Below are 22,853 nucleotides of genomic sequence, written 5' to 3'. Positions count from 1 at the left end.
TCCTTCCGGCGGTGGTACGCCGCTCAGGCGGCCCGGGCGGGTACGTGGGCCGGCTCGGGCTCGACGTCGATCCGGATCCCGTCGCGTACCAGGTGCTCGCACAGCTCCACCGCGGTGTCGGTGTCGGCAGCGGTGACGACGACGCTGCCGAGCCGGTCCCAGTTGTCGCCGAGCGGCCGCACGGTGTCGCCCGGGTTCACGGAGACCTGAGCCGTCAGTACGTCTGGCCGGGCCCGGACCTCCTCCACGCCGCTCACGGCGGTGACGGTGCCCGGCTCGCGCACCACGGCCCGCATGACCGCCGCACCCCGCGCGGCCGGCGGCTTTGCGAGCGGCTCGGTGAGCCCGAGGGGCCAGGCCGCGCCGTAGGCGATCATGTCGATGCCGTACGCCGCCTCCACCATCTCGACGATGTGGCCGCCGCCGAGCCGGTTGTGGGACTCGATGACCACCGGCCCGCGCGAGGACAGCCGGATCTCGGTGTGGCTGGGGCCGTCGGTGACGCCCATGGCGGTCAGGAACTCCTCGACCGCGCCGGTCAGCCGCTGCCGGTCGGTGCCGGTCAGCCGGGCGGGTACGGCGTGGCCGAGCTCGGCGAAGTGACCGTCGTCGGTCAGCTTCTCGGTGACGGCGACGACGACGTGCCGGCCGGCGAAGCTGAGTGCCTCGACGCTGAACTCGGGCCCGTCGATGTAGGACTCCATCAGGAAGCCGTCGACGGTGAACATCGTCGAGCCGCGGTCGGTGCGCCCGCCGTCCAGCTCCCGCACCCGCGCCCACACCCGGTCCAGGTCCCGCGGGCCGTGTGCGCGCAGCAGGCCGAACCCGGCGGTCGTGGAGACCGGCTTGACGATGAAGGGGTAGCCGGCCCGCTCGCCGAAGGCGTCCAGCGACGCCCGGTCGGTGACCCGGGCCGTGTGCGGCACCGGCAGTCCCCGCTCGGCGAGGTGACGCCGCATCAACCACTTGTCGCGCATCCGGCGGCTCACCTCGTGGCGGCGGCCGTCGGTCAGCCCGAACAGGTCGCCGAGCCGACTCGCCGGGTTCAGCCCCGGCTCGGTGAGCGAGACCACGGTGTCGATGCCGTACACGGCACGCGCCGCCTCGGCGAACGGCCGTACGGTGTCCCAGTCGGTGTAGTCGACGACGAGCAGCACGTCGGCGGCGCGCGTCTGATGCTCGGTGACCTTGTCGGGGTGCTGGATCAGGACGACCTTGACGCCGAGCGCGGTGAAGCGGTCCACATGGGCGTCGACGCCGCCGATCAGCAGCACGGTCTTGCGGGTGCTCATCGAAGGACTCCCTCGGGTGCGGCCAGGGCGGCCTCGCGGACGTCGGTGCGCAGCAGACCGCGGACCCGGGCGATGCGGGCCCGGGCCTCGGCGGGCGACTCGGCGTCGACGACGACGTAGCCGTGGCGGGTGAACGAGGTGGTGGTGGGCGGCAGTTCGTCGCCCGGCTGGAACGGGAAGTGCAGCGCCTGCACGTAGGGCAGCGCGCGGATGGCGTCCAGGCCCTCGACGGACTCCAGGCGTCCGGCGGGCAGGAAGAAGAAGCCGACGGAGGCGGTGTGCCGGGGCACGGGCGCCTCGACGGGCTCCCCGGCCAGGGTGCGGAAGATCGCGGCCTCGATGTCGTAGTCGGAGGCGGTCTCGATGAGCAGCGGTATGCGGTCGCCGCCCAGCCGGGTCTGCGACTCCACGATGCGCGGGCCTTGCGCGGTGAGGACGACCTCGGTGTGCGCGGGCCCGAAGCGGTAGCCGGCCAGGTCGAGCAGCCCGATGACGACCGCGTGCAGGGCAGCCCGCTCCTCGGGGCCGAGCGGGGCGGGGTGGACGTGCCCGGTCTCGATGAAGAACGGCGCGCCCGTGGTCTGCTTCGCGGTGATGCCGATGACGTGGTGCTCGCCGTCCGCGGACAGCGTCTCGACGCTGAACTCGGGGCCCTCCAGGAACTCCTCCACCAGATAGGGGCCGGCGAGGGCACCCTCGGTGATGCGGGCGGTCCACTCCTGGAGGTCGTCGGCGTCGCGGACCAGTGCGATGCCACGGCTGCCGGAGGCACGGGCCGGCTTGACCACGACGGGCAGCGGCAGCCGGGACACGGCCGTGGCGACCTCCTCGGTGGTCTCGGCCACCTGCGAACGCACCGGCGACAGGCCGTGCGCGGCGAGCAGCGCCCGCATTTCGGCCTTGTCATTGAGGGCGGTGACCGCGGCGGCCGGGTTGCGGGAGACGCCGAGCGCGTCGGCCTCCGCGACGGCCGGGGGCATCGACTCCTCCGCGCCCAGGTGCAGCACAGTGCCGATGTCGTGGGTGCGGACCGTCTCGGCGATCAGGGCGCGCAGGCCGGCCTCGTCGCCGAAGTCGGTCAGCAGCAGTTCCCGGGCGGGCGCGGCGACCTCGTCGAGGTACGCCCGCTCGCGCAGGGAGGGGTCCCAGATCGCCCAGACCTCGAAGCCCGCCTCGGCGGCCTTGCGGACGAACTGGCTGTACGGCATCACCATCAGCAGGCGCCGGGATGCGCCGGTGCGGGTCATGGCAGGGGGCTCCGATCTGAAGCTGCGGGGGGCCGGGCGGGGACTTCACGAAGAAGTGCCGACTGCCCGTCGAGTGCTTCGGGGGCGGGGGAGGATCGGTATCGTTTGCGGCAGACGTGGGGGACGGGACTCGGTCGGGAGCGCCGTCCTCGTCCGGTGCGGCCCGGGCCGGGGGCCTCGGTGCGGCCGGATCAGTCGCCCGCGCGATGGAAGCGGGTGACGGTGTGTGCGGCCTGGACGGTGAGGACCCGCCCGAGCGATTCGGGGTCGTGCAGGTCGCCGGTGTCCAGGAGGACCCGTGCGCGGGTCACACCCACGGCCCGCAGTTCGGCGAGCCCGGCGGTGAGCAGGGCGTACTCGATGCCCAGCCCCCGCAAGGCGGGGGCCACCGCCAGCTCCAGCACGCGTCCCTCCTTGCCGTCCACGGCCCGGGTCAGGACGTAGCCGGTCGGCCGGCCGGTGACCTCCATCAGCAGGGCCGCGCCGCCCGCGTCCTGCAACCGCCGCAGGCGGGCGCCGAACAGGGCCGGATCCTCGGTCTTGGGGCTATTGCCGCGGCTGTTGAGGTGCACGGTGTGCAGGGCGCCGAGATCGTCCGGGCCCGTCTGCCGGATGCTTCCCCCCTCGGGGAGCACGGGCGGCAGCGGCGGGGCCGTCAGGTCGATCGTGTACTGGCTCGCGCTGGTACCGGGGGCGAACCCGGCCTCCTGCAGGATGGACGGGACCACCTCGTCACCGCTGAGCACACCGCCGACGGTCAGGGCGTACGGCCTGCCCTGCTCCGCGCCGAGCTCGTCGGCCCGGTCCAGGAGCCGGGCCAGCAGGGTGCGGGCCGCGCTCTCGGCGTGCCGGCCGGGGCGAACGGTGAGCGCGGCGTCCAGGGTGGTGCCGTGCGCGGTGAGCGCCGCCCAGCCGAACACCTGGCCGCCGGGGCCGGTCAGGCACCAGCCGTTCTCCTCGTAGCCCGGGTGGCCGGCCTCCAGGAGGATGTCCTCGCGGGTGCAGCCGGCCACTCCCGTGATGTGCTCCTCGTAGGAGCGCACCAGGTCGACCAGGTTCTCAAGCGGTACGTCGCCCGGACGCCTGACGGCGAACCTTTCCTGCTGGGTCATGGATCGTGCCCCTTCCTGCGGGTTTCGGGTCCGGCGGTCGGGCCGGAGCGTTCGGGGCGCGGGCGCCCGGTCGCAGGCGTCGGCGTGGGCGGGGAGCCGACGAGTTCGGCCACGGTCACCTCGGCGGGAGCGGAAGCGTCCCGGAACCATGCGACGGTGCGGGCCGGGCCGTCGGAGACGGGGCTGCCGAGGTCGACCGGTCCGGTGACACCTGCCTCCAGGGCACTCACCGCGGGCCCGGCAGACCGCACGCGCCAGGTCCGCGGAGGGACCCGGCCACACGTGCTCGGCGCGCACGTCGAGATCGAGTTCGCGGCCGAGCGCGTGCAGCGGCTCCTCGGTGAACTGCGTGACACAGCCGCCGATCAGCAGCACCCGCACCGGCTCCCCGGCCCCAAAGGCCGCGGCGGCCGTGGACGACCGCCGGGGCGGCCCGTAGCGGGCGGCCGGCGCCGGCGAGGTGAACGCCTCCTGCCCGAACGGCGCTTCGGCCTGGGTGCGCACCGGCCGCTCCCAGGCCGCGTCCAGCACGATCCGCTGCTGCAGCGGCCCATGGGCGAGCAGAATTCCCGAATCAAGAACGACCGTGGAAAGGAATACGCCGAAACGGAATTCACGGGTGTCCACAGCGCTGTTCCCCTCCCTTCACGGTTTCTTTTCGAGGCTTGTGCACAGACGGCTGAATTTGGTCCCACGTGCCGTCTCACCGGTGCAGTTGTGGATGCTAGTGGCCGCTCGGCCGCCCTCGTTCTCCGAGAATGCTCAGTGGGTTCACGGGCGTGGAAAGAGAGCACGAACCGAGATGCGCGCCGGCGCCGGACCGGGAGACGCTTCCTGATCGAGCCCGGAGATCCGGGCGAGTGCGAGGGGGTACGCGCATGCAGGGCAGCGTCATCGAGGCAGGGCGCGAGCCATCGGCGACCACCGGACCGGACGAGCGGCCGGCGTACCCCCCGGGACCGCCCTCGGCAACGGTGGACACGGTCGTTCGTGGGTTCGTCGACACGCTGCTGCGGCACCGGGACGAATTGCACGGCGTCCTGACCCGCGTGGCCACCGCCCAGGCTGCGAACGACGAACTCTTCCGTTCGCTGCGCGCGCTCGCCGGCGCCCCGTGGGAAGTACTGCGCAATGCGCCGCGACGGCTCACCCGGCTCGCGACGTTCCTGCCGTCGAACAACCTGCTCTACTCGTACGTCCTGTTCGGCGTCATACCCTCGCTCTACACCGACGAGGTCCGCATCCGGCCCTCGGCCCGGGTGGCGCCCGCCGCGATGGCCGTGCACGAGATCCTCGGCCCGCACCTGAGCGGCCTGGGCGGCGGACGCGTCCTCATGGAACCCGTCTCGCAGCGGCAGTTCCTCGCCGACTGCGCCCGCTCCGACGCCGTCGTCTTCGCCGGGCAGCCCGACAACGGCCGCACGGTCGCCGCCCAGCTGCCCGGCGACGCGCTGCTGCTCGCCTTCGGCTCCGGACCCAACCCGCTGGTCGTCGGGCCCGAGGCCGACACCGACGCGGTCTGCCGCACCGTCCTCACCGCCCGGCTCTACAACTCGGGCCAGGACTGCCTGTGCACCGACATCGTCTTCGTCCACCGCTCGCTCGTCCGCGAAGTCGTACCCCGGCTCACCGCGGCGCTCGCCGAGGTCGGCGTCGGCGACCGCCGCGACCCCGCCACCCGGGTGGCGCCGCTGGTCTACCCGGACGCGGTGCAGGAGGCGGCCGCCTTCCTCACCGCCCACCGCGAGTTCACCGTCGGCGGCGGCCGGGTCGACCTCGCCCGCCGGGTCGTCGAGCCGACCCTGCTCCACCTGCCCTGGCAGGACGCCTTCCACCCGCCCGAGTTCTTCTCCCCGGTCGTGCTCACCATGGAGTACAGCGACCCCGCGCAGATCACCCGGTGGCTGCACTCCGCCGAGGAGAGCGCGCGCGGCATGTACGTCTCCGTCTTCGGCGAGCCCGCCCTCGCCGGCCGGACGCGCGTCGCGACCAGCGTGGTCTGCGAGGAACGCGTCACCTTCGACGTGGAGGACGGCAACCGCCCCTTCGGCGGCTACGGCCCCCTGTCCGGCAGCGTGCACCGCCACGGCACCGCCACCGGGCGCCCGCTGCTGCTGTCCGCCGAGGCCGGCACCGGGACCCGCCCGTGAAAGCCGTCCTCGACCCCCCTGCCACCCGGGAACACCCCGCCGTCCACCACCCGGCCGCCCCGCGACGCGTCGTCCTGGACCCGCCCGTCGCCCGCGGCCGGGCCACCGGCACCCGCCGCCCGGCCGCCGACCCGGAAGCGGTCGACGCGGTCGGCGCCGCCCTCGCCGACCCAGCCCGGCGCACGGTCCTCGCCACCGGCGACCACACCGTCCACGGCGCCGGCACCTTCACCGCGCACTGCGACGACCCGGCCCGACCACGCCCCGCCGACTCCGTCGGCCTCGGACCGTCCAGCCTGCTGCGGCGGTTCACCGAACTCACCGGCCGGCGCGGGCCCGGCTGCGTCGTCACCGAGAACGGCACCACCGCCCTCCGCCTCGCCCACGGCCTCGTCGCCGCCGGCCGCATCCCCGTCGTCCACCTCTGCGAGGTCCTGCGCCGCCCCGACACGGGCGCCTTCTGGGCCGTGGCCGGCCGGGTCCGCCGCGCCCCGGCACGGCTCCCGTCCGGCGAGCACACCCGGCCCGTCCTCCCCGCCGCCGGGCTCGACCCCGTCACCCGCCACCGCAGCGCCTTCCTGCGCGCCTGCCTCCGCCCCCGTCCCCCCGACCCCGCCGAGGAGCAGCAGTGAGCGCGACCTTCGACACCCACCCCTGGCACGTCGTCGCCGCCACCCTCGCGGACGCCGGATGCGACGTCGTCGTCGGGCTGCCCTCCGACGAACCCGGACTGATGGACGCGGCCCGCACCGCACCCGGGCTCCGCGTCCTCGGGGTCCGCGACCAGCGGGTCGGCGCCTGCGCCGCCATCGGCCACGCCGCCGTCTCCGGACGGCCCGCCGTCCTAGCCGTCAACTCCGGACCGAGCTTCGCCAACGCCCTCACCGGCCTGCTGGAGGCCTCCTCGCTGGGCGCCCCGGTCATCGTCGTCACCACCCGCGTGCCCGCCCTCCGCATCGGCCGCGGCGGCTTCCAGCACACCGACCAGGCGGCCATGGCCCGCCCCCTGACCAAGTGGGACTTCCTCGTCGAGGACCCCCGGCAGCTCACCTGGGCGCTGCGCCGGGCCGTCCACCTCGCCGTCAACGGCGGCCCCGGCGTGGTCCTCGTGGAGATCGCCGACGAGGTGCTGCGGGCCCCCGCCCCGAAGCGGCGGCCCGCCCCGCCGGTACGCCGACTGCGGTTCGCCGCCGACGCCGAGGAGGTGCGCCGGGCCGCCCGGCTGCTCACCGGCGCCCGCTTGCCCGTCGTCGTCGCGGGCGGTGGCTGCAAGCCCGCCGACGCCGGCCCCGCCGTCCGGCGGCTGGCGGAGCTGCTGGCCGCACCGCTGTTCACGACGGCCGCCGGACGCGGCCTCGTCGACGAGGAACACCCGCTCGCCTGCGGCCTGGTCGGCCTCTACACCACACCCCCGGCGGACGGCCTGCTCGCCGACGCCGACGTGGTCCTCGCCATCGGCTCCCGCCTCGAGGAGACCGCCCGCATGGGCTGGGCGGGCCTGGAGGACAAGGCGCTCGTGCACGTCGACGTCGACCCGGCCGTCTTCCACACCGCGCTGGAACCCGAGGTGGCCCTCCTGGGCGACGCCGCCGTGGTGGCGGGCCAGCTCGCCGACGCCGTCCTGGACGAGGTGCCCGCGACGACCGCGGACGGCGCCGCCCGCCGGGCCGAGGTCGCCGCCGTCCGCGCCGCTATGCGCGCCCGCCACACCCCCGCCGACAGCCCGGAGCTGACCGTCACCGCCGCGCTGCGGCTGCTGCAGGAGTCGGTGACCCGCGAGGCGACCCTCGTCCAGGAGAACGGCCTGCACGACATGTGGGGCTACCACCACCCCGTGGTGTCCGTCGGCGACGGCGCCCGCGTCATCACCCCAGGCGAGCAGACGATGGTCGGCTTCGGCCTGCCCGCCGCCGTCGGCGCCGCCCTCGCCGACCCAGCCCGGCGCACGGTCCTCGTCTGCGGCGACGGCGCCTTCGAGATGGGACTGGCCGCCCTGCCCACGGCCGCCGAACTGAACCTCGGCCTCACCGTCCTCGTGCTCGACAACCGCGGCTACGGCTGGCCCCGCTTCGTCCGCGCCGAGGAGCGGGCGCCCGACACCCTCACCCGCTTCTCCGCACCCGCGCACACCGACGCCGCCGTCCGCGCCCTCGGCGGCCACACCGCCCGCTGCACCACCGCCGCCGAACTCGCCGCCGCCCTCGAGGACGCGGCCAAGGCCCACGCCGAGGGCCGCACCACCGTCATCACCGTCCCGGTCCGCGACTACGACGTACCCGTGGGCGTCCGCCGCGTGTTCGACGCCGCCCCGCCCGAAGGAGCCGCCGCATGACCCCGCGGCCCGGCCCGGCCGGGCCACCGCGCCTGACCGTCGACGGGGAGCACGTCCCGCCGGCCCACCTGGCCCGTCTCATCACCCGCACCGCGCGCGCCCTCTCCGCGGCCGGAGCCGGCCCCGGCCGGGCCGCCGCGCTCGCCTCCGACCACCCGCTCACCGCCGTTGTCACCGCGCTCGCCGCCGAGGCCGCGGGCGCGCCGCTGCTGCTCGACGGCGCCGCCCCGGCCCGGCGGATCGCCGCGGCCGCCGCCGTCCACGCCACCGCCACCGGCGAACCCGTCGTCGACGCCCGGACCCGCCCCGTGGCCCTCCCCGAGGACACCGCCGCCGTCTTCTGGACCTCCGGCAGCTCGGGCGACCCCAAGGCAGTCGCCGTCCCGGCCGGAGCCCTCGACCACCAGGGCCGCGCCACCGCCGCCCGGATGGGGATCACTGCGGCCGACCGGCTGCTGCTCCCCCTGCCGCTGCGGCATGCCTACGGGCACAGCGTGCTGCGCGTGTGGCGCACCACCGGCGCCCACCTGTACGCCGAGTCGGGCTTCCACCTGCGCGGCACCCTGAGCCGGCTCGCCACCGAGGGCATCACCTCCCTGGACGGCGTACCCACCATGTACCGGATGCTCGCCGCCGAGGCCGCCGGGAACGCCGGCTCCGCCCGGCTGCTCGCCGGGCTGCGGATCCGCGGCTGCGGCGGCGACGTGCTGACCCCCGCCCTGTACGACGACTTTCTCGCGGCCACCGGCGCGCCGCTGCACGACGGCTACGGACTCAGCGAGGCGGGCCCCAACGTCGCCCTCAACGCCCCGGGCGACCTGCGGCCCGGCACCGTCGGACGCCTCCTCGCCGGCGTCCGGGCCCGGGTCGCCGGACCGCGCCGGGAGATCGAGATCGCGAGCCCCGGCCTGATGCTGGGCTATCTCGATCCCGCCACGGGAGCCCTCGACCGCGGTCCGTTCACCGCCGACGGCTGGCTGCGCACCGGCGACACCGGCACGGTCACGGCCGACGGCTGGCTCACGGTCGGCGGCCGGATCAAGGAGGTCCTCGTGGTGCACGGAGAGACCGTCGCCCCCACCGTCGTGGAGGACGCGGTGCGGGCCGCGGACGGCGTCGTCGACGCCGCCGTCGTCGGCATCCGGCGCGGCGACCGCGGCGATGCCGTCTGGGCGTTCGTGGAGAGCCCGGACGCCGACCACGCGGCCGTCGCCGGCCGGGTCGCCGAGGCCTGCCGGCGCCGGCTGCCCCCTCACGCCCGCCCCCGTACCGTCCGCGTGGTGCCCGCGCTGCCCCGCACCGCCAGCGGCAAGCACGACCGCATGCGGCTGCGCGCCTGGGCCTCGGACGCGACGGCGGTGGCGGCATGAGCGCCCCGCCCGGCCACCGGCACTCGCCGCCCCCTTCCGCACGGACGCCTTCTGGCGCGGCCTGTTGCGCGGACAGCGGGCGCTCGGCGAACACAGCTGCCCCGACGGCGACTTCCGCAACCGCGTGATGGACGCCGTGCCGTCCGGCGACCGCGCCGCCCCGGCCGGACGGGGCAAGGGGCACTCGCCTCGGCCGCCGTAGCCAGGTCCCCGCATCGGCCGGTCTGCCCGGACTGCCGACGGCCCGCTGCTCGTCGTCGTCTCCCGGAACACCCGCGCTCGGCGGAACACCGGACGAGGACGGCGGCGACTTCGCGGGCCCGCGCGTCGGGACACTGCTCCCAGCCTGCCGCGCCGGTGCCTCCCGGCCCGCGGCATGGCTGTCCGGGGCGGCCTGCGTGGTCGACTCATCCGAGTCCGTCGCCGAGGCCGAGGTCGAGGCCGCACTGACCGGCGCCCTCGGCCACGGCCCGCTGCCGACGAGTTCACACAAGGGCGCGATCGGCCACCGGCTGCATGCCTCCGCCTTCCCCGGCCTGGTCGCGGCGGCCGGCTTGCTGCGTGAGGCACGGGTCCCCGGCGCCCCGGGACTGCGCAGGGCCGCCGCGCTGCCCGACGGCGTGCTCGCCCTGGCCGGCCCGGGCCGCGCCGCCGAGCACGCAGCGCGCCTGAGGGCGCCTGAGGGCGCCGTATCTTCTGAACTACTGTGCGGTGTCCTGGGGTTGGTGGGGCGCGACGACGACGGCGTCCGCCAGCAGGCCGGCCACCGTGACGGGCTCGAAGTTGACGGCACTGGACCAGCCGCCGCCGGACAGCCGGAACCAGACGGAACTGGTGATCAGCCCGTCCGGGTGCTGGTCCTCGACCACCTCGTCGCCCGTGGACCAGACCTCGGCGGTGTGGCCCACGGCGGCGTCGGGCAGGACCACCCGCAGCACCCGGCTGTCCAGGGACGGCCCGGACCGGATGTTGGCGTCACGCCACACGGGGCCCAGCGGGGCCCGCAGGACCTGGTGGCCGGTGGACGGCACAGACATGCTTCTCTCCTTCCGCCGCGTGCCCTTGCACACGGCCCGGGGGTCAGGGAGGCGCGGAGCCGGTCAGGCGACGGCACCGAGAACGGGCGTGCCGACCTCCTCGGCCCGCACCCCGCCCAGCCACACCACCTGCGACACCATCTCCACCAGCCGTGCCGCGTCCGGCCCGCTCTCCCCGCCGTCCACGCCGGACTGCTCAGGCGCCTGCGACACGGCCACACCCACCGGCGTCGGCCAGCCGCGCAGCGCGTGCCCGATGGTGCGCAGCGTGGTCAGCGTCGAGACCGCGCCCTGGGCGGCCGAGCCCACCGCGACCGTGCCGATCGCCCGGCCCTCCAGGTACGGCACCGGCCCGCCGATGTCGTTGACGTAGTCCAGGGCGTTCTTCAGCAGCCCCGAGACGGTCGCGTGGTACGTCGGCGACACCAGGATCACGCCGTCGGCGGCACGCAGCTCGCCGAGGAACCCGGCGACGGCCGCATGCCGGTCGGCCAGCCCGGGCCGGTACGCCGGGAAGTCGACCTCCGCCCCGCTGAAGACGCGCGCGGACGCGCCCTGTTCGGCGCACCGCTGGGCGCACCACTCTGCCACCCGGTCGCAGGTGGACCCCAGGCGCAGCGAACCGCTGATCAGGACGATGTGCGGTGCCCCCATGACGGCGGCCCCTTTCTTGGGACGGATGGTGGTCGTCGCGGCCGCTGCGCCCGCCTCCGGGCGGGGGCGGGGCCGCCAGCCGACGACGTCGGCGAGGTCCGCGTCCTTGCGGCCGGCGGACCTGATGTGCGCGTTGCGCCGCTCCTCGTCCGCCCGGTCCGCACCCTGGTCGAGCGCGCCCTGGCGGCGGGAGGCCAGGACGACGGACGCGGCCCTCTCCATGCGCTCACGGGCGTACCCGGCGAGCGCCTCGGGCACCGGGGCGGGTGAGGCGAGCGCCTCGGCGAGCACGGCGGCGTCCTCCAGAGCCAGGTTCGCGCCCTGACCGAGCGCCGGGACCATCGGATGTGCGGCGTCGCCCAGCAGCGCCACCCGGTCGTCCACCCAGCGCGGAGCCGGGTCGCGGTCGTGGATGTCGGTGACGACGACGTCCTCGGGGTCGGCGGCACGCACCAGGTCGACGACGGGCTCGTACCAGCCCTCCAGGGCATCCAGCAGGGCCAGCCGGGCCGCGGCCGGGCCCAGGGCGGGCCACACCCCGGCGGGTGCGGTGATCTTCGCGGTCCAGTAGAGGGTGTCGTCGCCGACCGGGGCGACGAACAGCTGGATGCCGCGACCGCTCACGACATGGCCGCGCTGTCCGAGCGCCGACCCCGTCGTCCGGCCGCGCACCGAGGTGTAACCCCGGTACTGCGGCGCGCCGTCGCCGAGCATCCGGGCCCGCACCGCCGAGTGGATGCCGTCGGCACCGACGAGCGCGTCACAGGTGGCCATGGTGCCGTCCGACAGCCCGACGGCGACCTGACCGGCCCGCAGCATGTAGTCGGTGACGCCGGTCGCCAGGACGACGGACGCACCCTCGGTGAGCGCCTCGTCCAGCAGGGCCCGGTGCAGCGCCGAACGCAGCACGGGAACCTGCGGGGCGGCGAACGCGCCGGCGGCGCCGACCGGCTCCTCGGCCAGCACGGTGCCCCGCGCGTCCATCAGGACCCGCACCTCGTCGGGCCGAGTGGCACGGCCGGCGGCCCGGATCCGGGCGCCGATCCGGGTGCCCAGGGCGTCGGCGGCCCGCAGCCCGTTGGGGTAGAGCACCAGCCCGGAGCCACCGGTCCCGATCCGCTCCCCCCGCTCGAGGACGGTCACGTCCAGACCGCGCGCTGCCATACCGGCGGCCGCCGCGAGCCCGCCGATACCGCCGCCCGCCACCACCACCGACCGTCTTCTGCTCATGTCATCCCTCCCTGGCGGCGAGTGCCACCGGCCGCGGTCCGGGTCCGTCGGCCGCCAGCAGACGGCCGTCGTACGCGCCGAAGGTGCCCGAGGAGCCGTCCCAGACGGTGCGGCCCGCCCGCAGGGTGCGCTCGACCCGCCCGGTGAACGTCCAGCCCTCGTACGCCGACCAGCCGCACTTGCTCTCCACGTCGTGCGCCGAGAACATCCATGGCGTGTCCGGCGCGAAGAAGACCAGGTCCGCGTCGGCGCCCGGCGCGATCCGCCCCTTGCCGGGCAGGCGGAACAGCTCGGCGGGCGCCTGCGCCAGGTGCCGCACCAGACGCGACACGGCGACGTCCGGGTCCTCGGCGGGCCATCTGCGGCGCATCCCCGTCCACACGGCGACGGCCAGCTCCTGCACCCCGGGCAGCCCGGGTGGCGAGGCCGCCGCCGAACGGGTCTTCTCCGCCACGGTGTGCGGGGCGTGGTCGCTGCCCAGCGTGGCGAGCTGACCGTGCGCCAGCGCCCGCCACAGCCGGTCCTGGTCCGCCTGGGAACGGATCGACGGCGACAGCCTCGTCCGCGCGCCGAGCCGGCGGGTGTCCTCGTCCGTGAACGACAGATGGTGGCCGGTGACCTCGAAGGTGACCGGATACCCGGCGGCCTGCGCCGCGCACACCAGGTCCGCCTCCTCGGCGCTCGACAGGTGCAGGATGTGCGCCCGGGTGCCGTGCCGCCGCACCAGCTCGACGACCTTGGCGACGGCGACGATGCCCCCGGTGCGCGGCCTGCGCCGCTCGTAGTCCCGGTACCCGTCCGGCTCCCCCCACCACTCGTCGAGCAGCGCGAACAGCCCGTCGTCCTCGGCGTGCAGCACGAGCTGGAGCCCCGCCTCGGCCGCCGCGGCGAACGTCTCCTCCAGCACCGCCGGGTCGCGGACCACCGTCGGGGCCGTGTGATGGCCCGCCATGAACACCTTGGCGCTGGTCGCCACCGACGGATCGAGTTCCGCCAGCAGCCGCGGGCGCGCCGGGTCGACCCCGATGTGGAAGCGGAAGTCCGTCAGTGAACTGCCCCGCACCAGGCCGGCCTTGTCGGACAGGGCCTGCGGATCCAGCGTGGGCGGCACCGTGTTCGGCATGTCCATCACCGTGGTCACCCCGCCGCGGACCGCCGCCCGGCTGCCGTGCTCCCAGTCCTCCTTGTACGACAGACCCGGCGTCCGGAAGTGCACATGGGAGTCGATGAGCCCCGGCAGCACGTAGTGGTCGCCGGCGTCGAGCCGCCCGGCCGCCGCGGGCACCGACCCGGCCGCGGTGACAGCGGTGATGCGGCCGTCGCTGATCAGCACGTGCCCCGGTCGTACGCCCTGCGGCGTCACCAGCCGGCGGCCGCTGACGACGAGATCGGGCACGGGGGTCAGCCGGTCCATGCCGCCGCCACCAGATCACGGCACAGGTCGTTCGTCGGCCCCATGAAGGCGACAGCGCGGGCGTCGGCGAGCAGCCCGTCGATCGCCGAGCCCTCCCGGTATCCGGCCGAGCCCAGCATCCGGGCCACGTCGAGGCAGATCTCCTCGGCGGCGACCGACGCGTGCAGCTTGCTGTGCAACGTGGTCAGTCCCGGATCCGCCGAGGTCCGGGCACCGGCCCGGGCCACCACGGCCCGCGCCGCCTCCAGCCGGGTCGCCAGGTCCACCAGCCGGTGCCGCACCGTGGCCAGTTCCAGCAGTCCGTGTCCCTCGGCGTGCCGGACCGCCAGGTCGAACGCGGCCTGCGCGATACCGACGGACACCGCGCCCAGGCTCGCCCCCGACTCGCGCACACCCGCGATGACCGACGCGGCCCCGCCGACCGGACCGAGCCGGTCGGCGTCCGCGACGACACACCCGTCCAGGGCGAGCAGCCCGGTCGCCGAGTTCCGCATCCCGGCCAGATCCAGGCCCAGGTCCGGGACCAGTCCGGGGTTGCCGGTCTCGACCAGGAAGAACGTCTGCCCGTCCGAGCCGTACCCCTGTGCGGCGGCCGACGGCCGGGCGGTCTGCGTCAGGACCAGGTACAGGTCGGCGACCCCGGCGCCGGTCGTGAACGTCTTCGCGCCGTCCAGACGCCAGCGGCCGTCCGCGAGCCGCTCACCGCGGCTGGCCAGGTTCCGCTTCGCCGCGCCCGCGCCCGTCTCGCTCCACGCCGACGCGGCCAGCCAGGTGCCGTCGGCCAGCCGCGGCAGCCACCGCCGCTGCTGCTCCTGCGTGCCCCACTCGGCGATCCGGGCGGACACGGCGAAGTGCTGGAAGGCGATGATGGCCAACGACGGGTTGACGGCGGCGATCTCCTCCACGACGTCGTTGACGGCGGCGGCGTCCCCGCCCGCTCCGCCGAACCGGACCGCGACCGCCGTGCCCAGCAGTCCGCCGGCACGCAGCTCCGCCAGCACTTCGCGGTCCGGCACACCGGACGGTCCGCCGCGCGCGGCGGACTCCGGCAGCCGGGCACTCGGCTCGGCATCGGGCGGCGCGATCACGCCGCCACGGACAGCGCCAGGCATTGGGCGACCTCCTCGAACTGCAGATGACTAAGGGGTGTCAGGGCGAACGAGCCCTGGAAGGTGACGTGTTTGTGCGCGACGGTCGCCCACAGCAGAGCGCCCTCGCCGCCGGGCGCTCCGGCGGCCGTGGTGACCGCCGAGACCGCCGTGCGCCCGCCCGTGGTCGTGATCCCCACCGCGTCGTCGCCCGTGGCGTGTCCGCCGGCGATCCGCCACGGCACCGTGCCCGGGATCCGCACCGCCGACCCCAGGCACACGGCACCGGTGAGCGCGATCGAGGGGTGCCAGCCGGGTACCGTCACGGCCCGGGCGGCGACACCGCCGTCCGCGCCCGGCAACACCGCCGCGATCTTGGGGAAGGCCCCGTCCCGGGGCCAGCCCAGCAGGTCGGCCGCCGCGCCCCGGACCGACTCCAGCCGCTCCAGCAGCTCCCCACCGGCGTGGAACAGCGCAGCCTGGTCGTGCACACCGAGCGCGCGGGCGTCGACGAAGGCGTAGGTGTTGGCGCTGGCCACGAGCGACACCTCGACGGACTCCCGGCCGACCGCCAGCACGGTGCGCGGCCGGCCGGCCGGCAGCAGGTCCGCGAAGGGCACCGGCGACGGCTGGACGAAGGTGACGGTGAACTCGGCCCGGTCCCGCTCGACGTGCTCCGCCTCGCACACCACGCTGTCTCCGTTGTTGCGCACCCGTACCCGGACCCGGGCGCCCGGCACCAGCCGCGGCAGCATCCCCGAACGGGAGGCCGCCAGCACCGACGCCAGCACCGAGTGCCCGCACGAACCCCGCAGGTCGAACCGGTCCGGGGCGCCGGGCAACGCCTGCACGAACCGGTGATCCAGGTCGAACATCGGGTGCGCGGACGGTTCGATGAGGGCGATCTTCAGCACGTGCGCGCCGCCCGCCGACGCCAGGTACCGGCGGGCCTGCGCGAGATGGGCCAGCAGCGGCTCCTCCTCGCGCGGCAGCCGGCCCGCGTCCAGGACGAAGGTGGGGCAGGGAGCACCGGCCGCGTACGCCAGATGCCCGATCACGCCGCCACCGCCAGCGCGGCCGTGCTCCCCGGCACCGTCCCGGCCGTACCGGGATCGCGCAGGGAGCGCCGGAACTGCTCGTCCCACACCTCGTGCACCAGCAGCGCCCACAGCGCGAGCGAGGCCGTGTCGTCAGGGCGTTCGGCCTGCACGGCGAACAGGGCGTCCACCGCCCGGCTCTCCAGCCGCCCCGCTGTCGCGGTCCGGCCCGGCGCCAGCAGGTCCCGCGCGTACTCCCACAGCGGGGTGCCCGGCCGCAGCATCGCCGTCACCGGCAGGGTGAACGGCTGCTTCGGCCGGGACAGCACCGTGTCGGGCAGCAGCCCGGCCGCCGCCGCGTACAGCGTCCGCTTCACCTGGCCGCCCTGGATGCGCCGGTGGTCGGGAAGCGGCCGGCCGAGGGCGAGGACCGACCGCTGGCAGAACGGCAGCCGGGCCTCCACCGCGGAGGCCATGCTGAGGTGGTCGACGCGGCGCAGATGGTAGGCGGGCAGCCGCTGTTCCAGCTCGAACCGGGTGATCCGGTCCAAGACGGTGCCGGGGCCGTGCAGCAGGTCCTCCCGGGCCGTCGCGGGCAGCGCCGGGTCGGCGGCCACATGGGCCCGGTAGGCGTCGGTGTACAGGCGGGCCCGCAGCGCGGCCGGCACCGCGGACAGCGCGTCCAGATAGCCGGACGCCCAGTCGGCGCCGGCCGCCGCCCGCTGTGCCGCCAGCCGCATCCGTTCGTACCCGCCGAACACCTCGTCGGCGCCGTCCCCGGTGAGCGCGACCGTGAACCCGGCCTCCCGGATCGCCCGGAACAACGCGTACGTGCTCAGCGCGATCGGATCCGCGTTGGGCTGGCCCAGATGCCAGACGGTCTCCTCCAGCAGCGCGGGAAACCCGGCCGGGTCCACCAGCACCTCGTGGTGGACCGTACGGGCACGGTCGCTCACCTCGCGGGCGAAGTGCCGCTCGTCGGAGGGCCAGGTGCCCCGGTAGGCGATGGTGAACGTGTGCTGCAGCCCGTACTCAGCCGCCAGTGCCGTCACGAGGGAGGAGTCCAGACCACCGGAGGTGACCACGGCGACAGGCACGTCCGCCTGCAGCAGCCGGCCCACCTCGTGGCGCAGGGTGCGCCGCACCTGCCGGGCCACCGTGAACCCGTCACCGGCCGGCCCCTTTGCCGCCACCGGCACCTGCGGGGCGCGCCGCCGCACCCGCGGAACGCCGCCCAGCTCGCACACCCATGTGGTGCCGGGCTCCAGCACCTCCACGTCCTCGTACATCGTCCGCGTGCCGAACGGCGTACGGGTCGCGAGGAAGGCCTCCAGCGCGGACTCCCGCACCCGGGCGCCCGCCCCGCCGAACCCCAGCAGCGCGGGCAGTTCCGAGGAGAAGAACAGCGACCGCTGCGCCGCGTCCCACCGGAGGTACAGCGGCTTCATCCCGATGTGGTCGGTGGCCAGCAGCAGCCGCGGCACCGAGCCGCGCGTGTCCAGCACCGCCAGCGCGTACATGCCGTCGAGGTGTTCGGTGAAGTCCTCGCCGTACTGCGCGTACAGCGCGGGCAGCACCGATCCGTCACAGCGGTCGGGCACCACGTGGCCGAGCGTCTCCAGGCGGCGGCGCAGCTCTTCGTGGTTGTAGATCTCACCGTTGAACACCACCTGCACCGGCCCGCCCCGCCCGTACGGCTGCTCTCCGCCGTCCAGGCCGACGACCGCCAGCCGGTTGTTGCCCAGGCCCCAGTCGGCGCCCGCGCCCCGCACGACACCCGTCGCGTCCGGGCCGCCGTGCCGCTGCAGGGCGGCGACGGTCCGCATCGCGTGCGGTGTCACCGCCGCGTTGAAGTAACCGAAGATCCGGCACATCTGTGTCTGTCTTTCCGTGAGGACGGCAGATCAGCGGGCCGTCGACAGATAGCGCTCCCCGCTGTCGGGGAACACGGTGACGACCGTGGCGCCCGCCCAGCCGGGCTGGGCTGCCACGGCACGGCTCGCCCAGGCGGCAGCCCCCGAGGAGATACCGACCGGCAGGCCGGTCAGGCGGGTCACCTCCTCGGCGGTGGCCGAGGCCGCGTCGTCGGGGACGGCCACCACCTCGTCCACCAGCGTGAGATCGGTGATCGGGGAGACGTAGCCGGCGCCGATGCCGGGGATGCCGTGCGGGCCGGCCTCGCCCCCCGACAGCACGGCGCTGCGGGCCGGCTCCACCGCCACCACGTGCAGCGAGGTGCGCTCTTTCAGATAGCGGGCGGTGCCCGTCAGCGTTCCGCCGGTGCCCACCCCGCACACCAGCACGTCGATCCGGCCCCGGGTGGCCTCCCAGATCTCCGGGCCCGTCGTCTCGTAGTGCGCCCGCACGTTGGCGGGATTGCGGTCCTGGTGCGGCATCCACGAGCCCGGCACACCTCGCTGCAGCTCCTCCGCGTACCTCCAGGCGGCCTGCAGCCCGTCCCGGTGCGGCACGAGGTGCACCTCGGCGCCCAGCCGGCGCAGGATCAGCCGGCGTTCCTCCGAGGCGTTGTCCGGCATGACGATGACGCACCGGTGACCGCGGCGAGCGCACAGCGCGGCCAGCGAGATGCCGGTGCTGCCGGAGGAGCACTCGATGACGGTGCCCCCGCTCGCCGGCAGCAGCCCCGCCTCCTCGGCGGCCCGCATCATGTACAGCGCCGCCCGGTCCTTCACACTGGCCAGCGGGTTGGCCATCTCCAGCTTCGCGAGCAAGCGCGCCGAGCCGGCCATCCCCGGCAGCGGGATCTGCAGCAGCGGTGTGCGCCCGACCAGTTCCTCCACGGACCGGGCCGGTCCGGCCGCGGTGTGGCGCGTGTCTGTCCTCACTGTCCCCCCCCGGTCCGGTGGTGTTCAGGCGGCGGGAAAGCCGCGCGCCGCCCGCAGGTGCGCCGTGGCGGCCTGCTGCAGATGGGTGATGTCGCTGGAGACCGTGGCGAAGGTGAATCCCTCGGCCAGCCGCTTGGCGGCGCCTTCGCCGTCCGGCACATGGATGCCGCAGGCGATGCCGTGCCGGTGCGCGGTCTCCGTGATCCGCCGCAGCGCCGCCTCCAACGCGTCCGCGGTGGCCGGGTCGCCGAACCAGCGCGCGCCGAGCGCGGCCGACAGATCGGCGGGCCCCACGTACACCGCGTCGAGCCCCTCGGTGGCGCAGATGGCCTCCAGATCGTCCACCGCGTTCGCGGTCTCGATCATCACGACGCACACGACGCGGTCGTCGATCTCCGCCGGCGCGGACCCCAGCCGCAGCTCCGCCCGGACCGGACCGGCCAGACTGCGGGTCCCCGCCGGATGGTGCCGGCAAGCCCGCACCGAACGGCGCGCCTCCTCGGCGTTCTCCACCATCGGGACGATGACGCCCTGCGCCCCGGCGTCGAGCGCGGCACCGATGGCGACCGGGTCCGCCGACGGCACCCGGATCAGCCCGGCGGACCGGCCCCGGGCGTCCACGGCCAGCATCGCGGCCTGCCATCCGGGCTGGTGGACGACCCCGTGCTGGCCGTCCACACCGACATAGTCGTAGCCGAGCCCGGCGATCCGCTCGGTCGCGACCGGGCTGTCCAGGGACATCCAGTAGCCGACCAGGGGCTCCCGTCGGCGCAGCCGCGCCGCGAACCCCGGATCCGGGTGGGAGACGGACGTCATGCTCATTCCCCTTCCTTGAGTGCGTAGCTCTGCTTGCCGTCGAGGCCGTACGGCACGTCGCCGTCGATGGACACCCGGTGCAGCACCCGCTGGTGCCGCCCGTAGTCGTTGACCGCGAAGTGCTGCGTGCTGCGGTTGTCGAAGATCAGCACGTCACCGGGGCTCCAGCGCCAGCGCGCCGTGTTCTCCGGCCGCCGCACATAGCCCTGGAGCACGTCGAGGATCGGCCGCGACTCGCGCGGCTCCACACCGAGCAGCCACTGCGCGAAACCGCCGAGGAACAGGCTCGGCTCACCGGATTCCGGGTGCAGGCGCACCACCGGGTGCGCGGTCTCGAACCGGCGGGCCAGGAACGCCTCGCGGACCCTGTCGCCGCGCTCGGTGCCCAGCCGCGGCTGCTCGGCGTGGTTGGTGTGCACCGCCCACAACCGGTCCGCGACTGCGCGCAGTTCGGCCGGCAGGTCCTTGTACCCGGCGGCCGCGTTCGCGACCAGCGTGTCCCCGCCGTACGGGGGCAGCACCACGCTGCGCAGGGTCGTACCCAGCGACGGGGCGGTGGTGAAGCTGATGTCGGTGTGCCAGTGGTCGGCCCGCTGGTCCTCGCCGTCGACGGGGACAACGTGCGGGGTGCCCTCGACGGTGCGCATCATCGGGTGCGGCTGGGTGAGCGGCCCGAAACGGGCGGCGAAGGCCAGCTGGTCCTCGTCGGATATGTCCTGGTCCCGGAAGAAGAGGACCTTGTACTCCAGGAACGCCTCGTGAATCTGGCGGAAGACGGAATCCGACAGCTCGGTGGACAAGTCGACGCCTGTGACCTCCGCGCCGATCTTGCCGCCGATCCGGCGTATGTCGAACAGGGACACCAGCATTCCCTCCGAATATGTCAGAGACTCGCGCGGTCGTGCCGGCCGGGGACAGGCGGGCGCGGCACCGCATGTCCTTTCCGGTTTCCGATCACAACACGTGGCTCAATCCGGCGGCAACGGATGCCGGAAAGGAACGACGACTTCACCAACTCGCCGCCCAGGAAGTCCGGAAACTCCGCGGAGAAGAGCCGAGTTGTTCAAGTCGTATTCCGTCTGCCGAATTGGCTTGTCAGCGTCGGGCCGCCACGGCGATTCTCTGGGTCCTGTCGTGAAATTCCCGTCGTCCGCCCGGAGGGCGGGCCTCGCGGCGTCAGATGCGTGCTCTGGGGGCCCCGGCTCGAAGAGCTTGGGGGAGCGGGCATGGCGTCGCGGGGCAGACGGGAATTCGACGACAGGGTCTAGGCCTGTCCGGCGGATCATGCCGCAGACGCGGGGTCCGGCACGCCCATCTGCGGCGTTGTCGTCGGTTGCCGATGCTCCGCATCGACGCCCTCCTCCGCCTTGCATATGGACGCACCAGAGCCCGCTCACCTGCGTCGATCAGCCGCCGTCGGTCACCTGCGACTTGATCCGCCGGACAGGCCCTAGCCGCCGCGCCCTTGAATCGTCCTCCGGAGCAAAGGACCGCTGACATGCCAGTGATCACCGTCAACTGGTGGCAGGGCAACGACCGGCGAGCACGAAAGGAGTTGGTCGCGGGCATCACCGACGTCGTCACGCGGGTGTCCGGCTGCCCGGACGACACCGTCACCGTCATCGTGCGGGACGTGGAGCCGGACCACTGGGGCAAGGGCGGTCACCTCGCTGACGAACCTCGCTCCTGGCGAGGCCCGCGATGACCTTGCGCTCCCTGCACCCCAACATCCGTCTGCGGATCGCGGTCGGCTTCGTCCAGCGGCTGCTGTCGGTCATGCTGATGCCGCTGCTCGTCATCCATCTGGCGGCCCTCTACGGCCCCGCCGTCGCCGGTGTCCTCACCGTCTGCGTGGCAGGAGCGGGCATCGCGGCGAACTTCCTGGGCGGGCACCTCGCCGACGTTCACGGCCGGCGCCCCGTGATGGTGGCCGGCGAACTCGGCGCCACCCTCACCTTCGGCCTCCTCGCCGTCGCCAACTCGCCGTGGTGGACCTCCGGACCCGCCACGTTCGGCCTGTTCCTGCTCAACACGTGCTGCTCGCAGCTGGCCACCCCGGCGGCCGACGCGATGATGGTCGACGTCTCCACCCCCGACAACCGCCAGCTCGTCTACACGATCAACTACTGGTCGATCAACCTGGCGTTCACCGTGGGCGCCCTGCTCGGCGGCTTCCTCTACGACGGCCACTTCCTCCAGCTGCTGACCGGTGCCGCCGCGCTGTGCCTGCTGACCACGTCGGTGATGTGGCGGTGGATCAGCGAGACCGCCCCGCGGACCGGCAGGGCGGCGGCCGGTCCGGCCGCCATGCTGCGCGGCTACCTCACCGTGGCCCGCGACCGGGTCTTCCTGCGCCAACTGGCCGCGGCCGCCCTGATCGCCGCAGTCGAGATGCAGATCGGCTACTACATCGCCGTACGCCTGTCCCGCGAGTTCCCCCGCCAGACTCTCCTCGCGGTCGCCGGCCGGCGACTGGACATCGACGGCGTCGCCGTCCTCGGCGTCCTGCGGGCCGTCAACGCCGCCCTGGTCGTCGCCCTCGTCCTGTTCGCCAAGACGATGCTGGCGCGGGTGCCCGAACGGGTCCGGCTCTACGGCGGCATCGGCGTCTTCACCGTCGGCTACATGGTGTGGGCCGTCAGCGACGCCGGCTGGGTGCTCATCGGCGCGGCCGTCCTGCTCACCTTCGGGGAGATCGCCAGCGTCCCGGTACGCCAGGCGCTCCTGGCCGGCCTCATCGACGCCGAGGCCCGCACCAAGTACATGGCGGCCTACGCGCTCAACGCCCGGATCGGGCTGCTCGTCGCTGCCCTCTGCGTCACCCTCGGCGCCTTCGTCCCTGCCCTCGGCATGAGCCTGCTGTACGGGACGGCCGGCTGCGCCGCGATGCTGCTGTACCGGTCGATCGTGGCGGTGCGCGACTCCCGCGAGGCCGAGGAGAAGGTCCCGACCGCGGTCTGACATGCCCAAGCGTCCTCCCGTCCGGGATACCGCCGGTGACTCGACCAGGTCCGGTTGCCGGCCGGTACCGCCCACCGCTCTGATGCGGGTCATGACGAAACGGCTGTTCACCTCGGAGTCGGTCACCGAGGGCCATCCCGACAAGATCGCCGACCAGATCAGCGACACCATCCTCGACGCGCTTCTGCGGGAGGACCCGTCCTCGCGGGTCGCCGTCGAGACGCTGATCACCACCGGCCTGGTGCACGTGGCCGGCGAGGTCACCAC

Annotated in this window: 19 protein-coding genes; 7 read left to right on the top strand and 12 right to left on the bottom strand. The window is 74.5% G+C overall.

Annotation, left to right across the window (positions count from 1 at the left end; genetic code table 11):
• Positions 1-23: 23 nt before the first annotated feature.
• The 3 genes from AB0G56_RS26935 to AB0G56_RS26925 all read right to left on the bottom strand — a co-directional run bounded on the left by AB0G56_RS26935 (position 24) and on the right by AB0G56_RS26925 (position 3,651).
• Entirely contained in the window at positions 24-1,292 is a 1,269-nt protein-coding gene (locus AB0G56_RS26935; protein WP_360973613.1) for an ATP-grasp domain-containing protein, read from the bottom strand.
• Complete coding sequence (locus AB0G56_RS26930) at positions 1,289-2,539, bottom strand: ATP-grasp domain-containing protein (protein ID WP_360973611.1); 1,251 nt, start codon at positions 2,537-2,539, stop codon at positions 1,289-1,291. The genes AB0G56_RS26935 and AB0G56_RS26930 overlap by 4 nt, the downstream gene beginning before the upstream one ends.
• Positions 2,540-2,730: 191 nt before the next feature.
• The gene (locus tag AB0G56_RS26925) at positions 2,731-3,651 is read right to left on the bottom strand and encodes a GNAT family N-acetyltransferase (protein ID WP_360973609.1); all 921 of its coding nucleotides are present in this window, start codon (positions 3,649-3,651) and stop codon (positions 2,731-2,733) included.
• An 878-nt stretch (positions 3,652-4,529) separates the two neighbouring features.
• Between AB0G56_RS26925 and AB0G56_RS26920 the strand changes: the two genes are divergently transcribed.
• The 4 genes from AB0G56_RS26920 to AB0G56_RS26905 are packed head-to-tail and all read left to right on the top strand — an operon-like array spanning position 4,530 to position 9,503.
• On the top strand, positions 4,530-5,801 hold the full coding sequence (locus tag AB0G56_RS26920) for an aldehyde dehydrogenase family protein (protein WP_360973607.1): 1,272 nt from the start codon (positions 4,530-4,532) through the stop codon (positions 5,799-5,801).
• Positions 5,798-6,433, top strand: coding sequence for a hypothetical protein (locus tag AB0G56_RS26915; RefSeq protein ID WP_360973605.1), 636 nt, complete (start codon positions 5,798-5,800; stop codon positions 6,431-6,433). The genes AB0G56_RS26920 and AB0G56_RS26915 overlap by 4 nt, the downstream gene beginning before the upstream one ends.
• Positions 6,430-8,133 (top strand): thiamine pyrophosphate-binding protein, encoded by a 1,704-nt coding sequence (locus AB0G56_RS26910; RefSeq protein WP_360973603.1) that lies wholly within the window; start codon positions 6,430-6,432, stop codon positions 8,131-8,133. Before AB0G56_RS26915 ends, AB0G56_RS26910 begins: the two co-directional genes overlap by 4 nt.
• Complete coding sequence (locus AB0G56_RS26905; RefSeq protein ID WP_360973601.1) at positions 8,130-9,503, top strand: fatty acid--CoA ligase family protein; 1,374 nt, start codon at positions 8,130-8,132, stop codon at positions 9,501-9,503. Before AB0G56_RS26910 ends, AB0G56_RS26905 begins: the two co-directional genes overlap by 4 nt.
• Before the next feature lie 701 nt (positions 9,504-10,204).
• Here the strand turns inward: AB0G56_RS26905 and AB0G56_RS26900 are convergent.
• The 9 genes from AB0G56_RS26900 to AB0G56_RS26860 form a co-directional block, all read right to left on the bottom strand.
• Complete coding sequence (locus AB0G56_RS26900; protein WP_360973599.1) at positions 10,205-10,540, bottom strand: hypothetical protein; 336 nt, start codon at positions 10,538-10,540, stop codon at positions 10,205-10,207.
• A gap of 63 nt (positions 10,541-10,603) precedes the next feature.
• Complete coding sequence (locus tag AB0G56_RS26895) at positions 10,604-12,424, bottom strand: NAD(P)H-dependent oxidoreductase (protein ID WP_360973597.1); 1,821 nt, start codon at positions 12,422-12,424, stop codon at positions 10,604-10,606.
• Between the two features lies 1 nt (position 12,425).
• Positions 12,426-13,838 carry a dihydroorotase family protein gene (locus tag AB0G56_RS26890; RefSeq protein ID WP_360973595.1) on the bottom strand — a complete coding sequence of 471 codons (1,413 nt, stop codon included), beginning with the start codon at positions 13,836-13,838 and terminating at the stop codon, positions 12,426-12,428.
• Positions 13,826-14,950 carry an acyl-CoA dehydrogenase family protein gene (locus tag AB0G56_RS26885; protein WP_360973593.1) on the bottom strand — a complete coding sequence of 375 codons (1,125 nt, stop codon included), beginning with the start codon at positions 14,948-14,950 and terminating at the stop codon, positions 13,826-13,828. The genes AB0G56_RS26890 and AB0G56_RS26885 overlap by 13 nt, the downstream gene beginning before the upstream one ends.
• On the bottom strand, positions 14,923-15,984 hold the full coding sequence (locus AB0G56_RS26880; protein WP_360973591.1) for a PrpF domain-containing protein: 1,062 nt from the start codon (positions 15,982-15,984) through the stop codon (positions 14,923-14,925). The genes AB0G56_RS26885 and AB0G56_RS26880 overlap by 28 nt, the downstream gene beginning before the upstream one ends.
• Complete coding sequence (gene asnB / locus AB0G56_RS26875) at positions 15,981-17,837, bottom strand: asparagine synthase (glutamine-hydrolyzing) (protein ID WP_360973589.1); 1,857 nt, start codon at positions 17,835-17,837, stop codon at positions 15,981-15,983. Before asnB ends, AB0G56_RS26880 begins: the two co-directional genes overlap by 4 nt.
• A 30-nt stretch (positions 17,838-17,867) precedes the next feature.
• Entirely contained in the window at positions 17,868-18,809 is a 942-nt protein-coding gene (locus AB0G56_RS26870) for a cysteine synthase family protein (protein WP_360973587.1), read from the bottom strand.
• A gap of 24 nt (positions 18,810-18,833) precedes the next feature.
• The gene (locus AB0G56_RS26865) at positions 18,834-19,625 is read right to left on the bottom strand and encodes an aldolase/citrate lyase family protein (RefSeq protein ID WP_360973852.1); all 792 of its coding nucleotides are present in this window, start codon (positions 19,623-19,625) and stop codon (positions 18,834-18,836) included.
• Positions 19,626-19,627: 2 nt separating this feature from the next.
• On the bottom strand, positions 19,628-20,488 hold the full coding sequence (locus AB0G56_RS26860) for a TauD/TfdA family dioxygenase (RefSeq protein WP_360973585.1): 861 nt from the start codon (positions 20,486-20,488) through the stop codon (positions 19,628-19,630).
• Positions 20,489-21,123: 635 nt separating this feature from the next.
• Between AB0G56_RS26860 and AB0G56_RS26855 the strand changes: the two genes are divergently transcribed.
• From AB0G56_RS26855 to AB0G56_RS26845, 3 genes are all read left to right on the top strand, one after another.
• The gene (locus AB0G56_RS26855; protein ID WP_360973583.1) at positions 21,124-21,330 is read left to right on the top strand and encodes a 4-oxalocrotonate tautomerase family protein; all 207 of its coding nucleotides are present in this window, start codon (positions 21,124-21,126) and stop codon (positions 21,328-21,330) included.
• On the top strand, positions 21,327-22,586 hold the full coding sequence (locus tag AB0G56_RS26850) for an MFS transporter (RefSeq protein WP_360973581.1): 1,260 nt from the start codon (positions 21,327-21,329) through the stop codon (positions 22,584-22,586). The genes AB0G56_RS26855 and AB0G56_RS26850 overlap by 4 nt, the downstream gene beginning before the upstream one ends.
• 91 nt (positions 22,587-22,677) lie before the next feature.
• On the top strand, positions 22,678-22,853 hold a 176-nt coding region (locus AB0G56_RS26845), incomplete at its 3' end, for an S-adenosylmethionine synthetase N-terminal domain-containing protein (RefSeq protein ID WP_360973849.1).

Origin of the sequence: Streptomyces sp. NPDC021356 (assembly GCF_040641015.1) — a bacterium.
Classification (GTDB): domain Bacteria; phylum Actinomycetota; class Actinomycetes; order Streptomycetales; family Streptomycetaceae; genus Streptomyces.
The sequence above is the reverse complement of the archived record's forward strand: the minus strand, read 5'-3'. Positions and strand labels throughout refer to the sequence as shown.

What these genes read in the sequence shown, in the direction of transcription:
- AB0G56_RS26890 (WP_360973595.1), bottom strand. Translation starts at nt 13,838, where the DNA reads ATGGACCGGCTGACCCCCGTGCCCGATCTCGTCGTCAGCGGCCGCCGG.
- AB0G56_RS26895 (WP_360973597.1), bottom strand. Translation starts at nt 12,424, where the DNA reads ATGAGCAGAAGACGGTCGGTGGTGGTGGCGGGCGGCGGTATCGGCGGG.
- AB0G56_RS26885 (WP_360973593.1), bottom strand. Translation starts at nt 14,950, where the DNA reads ATGCCTGGCGCTGTCCGTGGCGGCGTGATCGCGCCGCCCGATGCCGAG.
- AB0G56_RS26865 (WP_360973852.1), bottom strand. Translation starts at nt 19,625, where the DNA reads ATGACGTCCGTCTCCCACCCGGATCCGGGGTTCGCGGCGCGGCTGCGC.
- AB0G56_RS26905 (WP_360973601.1), top strand. Translation starts at nt 8,130, where the DNA reads ATGACCCCGCGGCCCGGCCCGGCCGGGCCACCGCGCCTGACCGTCGAC.
- AB0G56_RS26935 (WP_360973613.1), bottom strand. Translation starts at nt 1,292, where the DNA reads ATGAGCACCCGCAAGACCGTGCTGCTGATCGGCGGCGTCGACGCCCAT.
- AB0G56_RS26920 (WP_360973607.1), top strand. Translation starts at nt 4,530, where the DNA reads ATGCAGGGCAGCGTCATCGAGGCAGGGCGCGAGCCATCGGCGACCACC.
- AB0G56_RS26925 (WP_360973609.1), bottom strand. Translation starts at nt 3,651, where the DNA reads ATGACCCAGCAGGAAAGGTTCGCCGTCAGGCGTCCGGGCGACGTACCG.
- AB0G56_RS26855 (WP_360973583.1), top strand. Translation starts at nt 21,124, where the DNA reads ATGCCAGTGATCACCGTCAACTGGTGGCAGGGCAACGACCGGCGAGCA.
- AB0G56_RS26850 (WP_360973581.1), top strand. Translation starts at nt 21,327, where the DNA reads ATGACCTTGCGCTCCCTGCACCCCAACATCCGTCTGCGGATCGCGGTC.
- AB0G56_RS26900 (WP_360973599.1), bottom strand. Translation starts at nt 10,540, where the DNA reads ATGTCTGTGCCGTCCACCGGCCACCAGGTCCTGCGGGCCCCGCTGGGC.
- AB0G56_RS26930 (WP_360973611.1), bottom strand. Translation starts at nt 2,539, where the DNA reads ATGACCCGCACCGGCGCATCCCGGCGCCTGCTGATGGTGATGCCGTAC.
- asnB (WP_360973589.1), bottom strand. Translation starts at nt 17,837, where the DNA reads ATGTGCCGGATCTTCGGTTACTTCAACGCGGCGGTGACACCGCACGCG.